At 71.3% G+C, this 4,896-nt stretch carries 4 protein-coding genes; all 4 read left to right on the top strand.

The window, feature by feature from the left end; translation table 11 throughout:
* Positions 1-424: ROK family protein (locus DW309_RS09295; RefSeq protein WP_136045212.1), on the top strand; the 424-nt coding region annotated here is incomplete at its 5' end.
* A 41-nt stretch (positions 425-465) separates the two neighbouring features.
* Complete coding sequence (locus DW309_RS09290; protein WP_136045211.1) at positions 466-1,098, top strand: PadR family transcriptional regulator; 633 nt, start codon at positions 466-468, stop codon at positions 1,096-1,098.
* 45 nt (positions 1,099-1,143) lie between these two features.
* Positions 1,144-2,823 (top strand): ABC1 kinase family protein, encoded by a 1,680-nt coding sequence (locus DW309_RS09285; RefSeq protein ID WP_136045210.1) that lies wholly within the window; start codon positions 1,144-1,146, stop codon positions 2,821-2,823.
* Positions 2,824-2,906: 83 nt separating this feature from the next.
* Positions 2,907-4,877 (top strand): BCCT family transporter, encoded by a 1,971-nt coding sequence (locus DW309_RS09280; protein ID WP_240744665.1) that lies wholly within the window; start codon positions 2,907-2,909, stop codon positions 4,875-4,877.
* Positions 4,878-4,896: the final 19 nt, after the last annotated feature.

Raw genomic sequence — 4,896 nt, 5'->3', positions numbered from 1 at the left:
GCTCGCCGGGAGGCGCTGCGGCTGCGGGGCGCCCGGGCACGTCGAGGCCGTGGCGTCGGGGCCCGGACTCGAACGGACGTACCGGGAGCGCACCGGGACACCGCTCCCGTTGCGCGAGGTGGATGCCCTGGCCCGTGCGGGCGACCGGACGGCGGCAGAGGTGATCGCGCAGGGGGCGCAGTTCCTCGGGCGCGCTCTCGCCGCGGCCAACGCGGTGCTCGACGTCGAGGTGGTGGCGGTGGGCGGGGGTGTCGCGGGCATCGGTGAGCGGTATCTGGACGAGGTGGCGCGGGCCTATCGGGCCGTGGCGATGCCGGGCCCGGCGCGGGCCCGCGTCCTTCCGGCCGAGTTCGGGGCGGACGCGACGGCGACCGGCGCGGCCCTGCTCGCGCCGGTCGAAACTCCCACCCCACGCCCAGCGTGAGCGATATATCGTTAACTATCGTTCACGACTGGGAGGTCATCATGAGCAACGCATTCCCCTCCAACCCGTTCGGCGGAACCGGGAACACCGGCGGCAGCGGTGCCGGTGACTTCGCGTCCGGCCTCGGCAACCTCTTCGGCGGACCCCACGGTCCGGCCGGCGCGCTCTTCGAGGCGATGGACCAGCTCCGCAAGTCGTTCGACTCGCGCCCGTCCGGCGGCTCCCGCATGGCGCGCGGCGACGTCCGCACCGCCGTGCTCACGCTCCTCGCCGAGCGCCCCATGCACGGCTATCAGATCATCAACGAGATCGCCGAGCGCAGCGGCGGCACCTGGAAGCCCAGCGCCGGTTCCGTGTACCCCACGCTCCAGCTGCTCGCCGACGAAGGGCTGATCGAGGCGGAGGAGCAGAACGGCCGCAAGACCTATGCGCTCACCGAGGCCGGTCGCGCCGTCGCCGACGAGACCACCGAGACCCCGGCGCCGTGGGTGTCCACCTCCGACAGGGACCGCGGACGCGACCCCCGCTACAGCGCGCTGCCCAAGGCCGGCGTCGACCTGGCCGCCGCGGCCGCGCAGGTCGGTCGCAGCGGTTCGGCGGAGCAGGTGCAGCAGGCGATCGAGGTGCTCGACGACGCCCGCCGTAGGCTGTACACGATCCTTGCCCAGGACTGACCGCGTCGTGCGGCATCCGGCGCGGAACGGCGGAAGGATGACGCGATGACGGAAGCGGTAGCCCAGGGCGTCCATCGCGCCAGGTACCGCCGCATCCTGTCGTTCGCGAGCCGCGAGTTCGTGAAGATCTGGTGGTTCGAGCTGGTGCTTCCGCGCTTCGGGCTCGCCGCGGTCGCGGAGCGCACCCGCCCGCGCCGGATGCAGCGCTTCGCCCGGCGCTTCCACACCCTCGCGGTCGAGCTCGGCGGACTCATGATCAAGGTCGGGCAGTTCATGTCGTCGCGCCTCGACGTGCTCCCGCCCGAGATCACGAAGGAGCTGGAGGGACTGCAGGACGAGGTGCCCGCGGTGCCCACCCCGCAGATCCGGGCGCTCGCGGAGGCCGAGCTCGGCATCCCCCTGGAGCGCGCCTACGCCTGGTTCGACGACACCCCGGTCGCCGCGGCCTCGCTCGGTCAGGTGCATCGCGCGCGGCTCTCGGCCCTCGACGCGGAGGACACCGGGCTCGACGAGGTCGTGGTCAAGGTGCAGCGCCCGGGTATCGACGAGATCGTCGCGGTCGACCTCGCCGCCCTCCGCCGGGTCGCCCGCTGGCTCACGCGGGTGCGGATCGTCGCCGACCGGGTGGATGCGCCCGCCCTCGTGGAGGAGTTCGCCGTCACGAGCCTGGAGGAGATCGACTACCTGCACGAGGCCCGCAGCGCCGAGCGGTTCCGCGAGAACTTCGCCGACGACCCGCGGGTCGCGGCGCCCGAGATCGTGTGGGAGCGCACGACCCGCCGCGTGCTGACGCTGTCCGACGTGACCGCCATCAAGATCAACGACACCGAGGCGCTGCGGGCGGCCGGCATCGAACCGCGGGCCGTCGCCGACGCGTTCGCCGAGGTCATGTTCGACCAGGTGTTCACGCATCGCTTCGTGCACGCCGACCCGCATCCCGGCAACATCTTCGTCACCCCGGTTCCCACGGACGGGGGCTTCCGTCTGACGTTCATCGACTTCGGCATGATGGCCGAGGTCCCCGACAACCTCCGCGAGGGGCTGCGGATGCTCCTGATCGCGGTCACCGCGCGCGACAGTCGCGGACTCGTGGCCGCCGCGAAGGAGATCGGCGTGCTGCTGCCCACCGCCGACACCGCCGAGCTCGAGCGCGCCCTGACGGCCCTGTTCGCCCGCTTCGGCGGCATGGGCTTCGCGGAGCTGAGCCGCGTCGACCCGCGCGAGTTCACCGACTTCGCAGACGAGTTCGGCGACATGGTGCGCCGCCTCCCGCTCCAGCTGCCGGAAGACCTGCTGCTGCTGATCCGGGCGGTGTCGCTCACCTCGGGCATGTGCAGCGGCCTCGACCCCGCGTTCAACGTGTGGGACGCGGCGGAGCCCTACGCCGCTCGGCTGCTGCGCGACGAGTCCGGCAACCTGATGCAGGACATGGCCCAGCAGGCGATGGAGAACGCCGCGACCACGTGGCGCCTCCCTGGGCGCATCGACCGCATCATCACCCGCATCGACGACGGCACCGTGTCGTTCGACACCTCGCGACTGGAGCGGCGCCTCGATCGGCTGGAGGGCATCGCGCGCCGCATCGCCTCCGGGGTGCTGTTCGCCGCGATGCTCGTGGGCGGCGCGCTGCTGGTCGCCCCGGTGCCCCCGCTCGGGATCACGCTGCTGTGCGTCTCCGTACTGCCTCTGCTCGGGGCGCTCTTCGCGGGGCGACGCGGCCGCTAGACCCGCCCGGCCGCAGGAGAACGCGGCGGCTCCGGCGGGAGGCAGCCCGGGCCGAGGCGGCCCGCATGGGAGGATGGGTTCTCATGGACAACCCGGTCGAGAAGCATTCCCCCTCCGACGGTCCGCAGACCCCCACCGGCACCCACCGCACCGCGGGAGAGGCCGCGCGCAAGATCGTGCGCGACATCACCACGGTTCCGCCGCGCAGCGTGCACCCCGCGCTCGTGCCGGGCGTCTCGGTCGAGGAGACCGGTCGCACCTACCGCACCGACCCGCTCGTGTTCGGTGTGGCGGCGGCATTCGCCCTCGGGTTCATCGCGTGGGGCGTGTTCGCGGGCGACAACCTCGCCGGCACCACCAGCACCGTGCTCGCGTGGGTCGTGGAGTACTTCGGCTTCTTCTTCACCACGATCGCCACGATCATCCTCGTGTTCATGCTGTTCGTCGGCTTCAGCCGCTACGGGCGCATCCCTCTGGGCCGTGACGACGAGGAGCCCGAGTTCTCGATGTTCTCGTGGATCTCGATGCTCTTCGCGGCCGGCATGGGCATCGGGCTGGTGTTCTGGGGCGCCGCGGAGCCGCTGACGTTCTTCGAGAACCCGCCACCCGGAACGGTCGAGGCGAACACGCTCGAGGCCATGCACACCGCGCAGACGCAGGTGCTCTACCACTGGGGCCCGCAGGCGTGGGCGTTCTATGCGCTCGTCGGCGGGGCCATCGCCTACGGCGCCTACCGCCGCGGTCGCACCCCGCTGATCTCGTCGATCTTCGCGCCGCTGCTCGGCGAGCACCGCACCACGGGCCCGGTCGGCCGCACGATCGACATCTTCTCCATCATCGTGACGCTGTTCGGCACGGCCGCGTCTCTCGGGCTCGGTGCGCTGCAGATCGGCCACGGCGTGGAGCTGGTGAGCGGCATCGGCCCGCTCGGCAACGGCATCCTGATCGCCGTCATCGCCGTGCTCACGGCGTGCTTCATCGCGTCGGCCGTCTCGGGGGTCTCGAAGGGCATCCGCGCGCTGTCGAACATCAACGCGGTCGTCGCGATCCTGCTGGCGTTCTTCGTGTTCTTCGTCGGGCCGACGCTGCTCATCCTGAACGTCATCCCGTCGGTCGCGGTGCAGTTCCTCGGCGACCTGCCGACCATGATCGGCCGCTCGGCCTCGCAGGGTGAGGCCGCGGAGGCGTTCCTGTCGAGCTGGACGATCTTCTACTGGGCGTGGTGGATCTCGTGGTCGCCCTTCGTCGGCATGTTCATCGCGAAGATCTCGCGCGGGCGCACGCTGCGCCAGTTCGTGTCGGTGGTCATCGTCGTGCCGTCGGCGATCTCGCTCGTGTGGTTCGCGATCTTCGGCACGACCGCGATCCAGCAGCAGATGAACGGCGCCGGACTCGTGGTCGACCCGCCCGAGGAGGTGCTGTTCGGCGTGCTGGAGAACCTGCCGTTCCCCCTCGTCACGAGCATCGTGCTCATCCTGCTCATCGCGATCTTCTTCATCACCGGCGCCGACTCCGCCTCGCTCGTGATGGGCACGCTCTCCCAGCAGGGGCGCCCAGAGCCGTCGCGCTGGGTCGCGGTGGTCTGGGGTGTGCTGGTCGGCGTGATCGCCGCGGTGCTGCTCGTGAGCGGCGCGGAGGGCAGCGGCCTGCAGTCGCTGCAGAACGCGACGATCATCGCGGCCCTGCCGTTCGCCATCATCATGGCGTTCATGATGATCGCGTTCATGAAGGACCTGCGGCGCGACCCGATGATCCTGCGCGACCGCTACGCCCGCGCCGCCGTGCGGCACAGCGTGATGGCCGGACTGGAGGAGTACGGCGACGACTTCGCGCTCGTGCCCGTCGAGTACGACCACTCGGAGGACGACCTGGCGTGGATCGACGAGGACACGGTCGACGACACCCTCGCCGAGGTGTACGAGGCGGCGACCGAGGCGATCGACATCGTCCCGCCGGCCGACGTCGAAGCCGCAGTGGACGCCGCGATGGACGAGACCCTGGATCAGCCCGACGAGGCCGCGCAGCCCGGGGCCGAGGGTCCGCCCGTCCGCTGACGCCGCGGAGGGCCCGGGC

The sequence above is a fragment of the Microbacterium sp. K41 genome (genome assembly GCF_004794395.1).
In the GTDB taxonomy this organism is placed as follows: domain Bacteria; phylum Actinomycetota; class Actinomycetes; order Actinomycetales; family Microbacteriaceae; genus Microbacterium; species Microbacterium sufflavum.
Note: the sequence above shows the minus strand (reverse complement) of the source record. Positions and strands in the feature narration are given on the sequence as shown.

Coding starts and splice junctions, on each gene's coding strand:
- DW309_RS09290 (WP_136045211.1), top strand. CDS start 466: ATGAGCAACGCATTCCCCTCCAACCCGTTCGGCGGAACCGGGAACACC.
- DW309_RS09285 (WP_136045210.1), top strand. CDS start 1,144: ATGACGGAAGCGGTAGCCCAGGGCGTCCATCGCGCCAGGTACCGCCGC.
- DW309_RS09280 (WP_240744665.1), top strand. CDS start 2,907: ATGGACAACCCGGTCGAGAAGCATTCCCCCTCCGACGGTCCGCAGACC.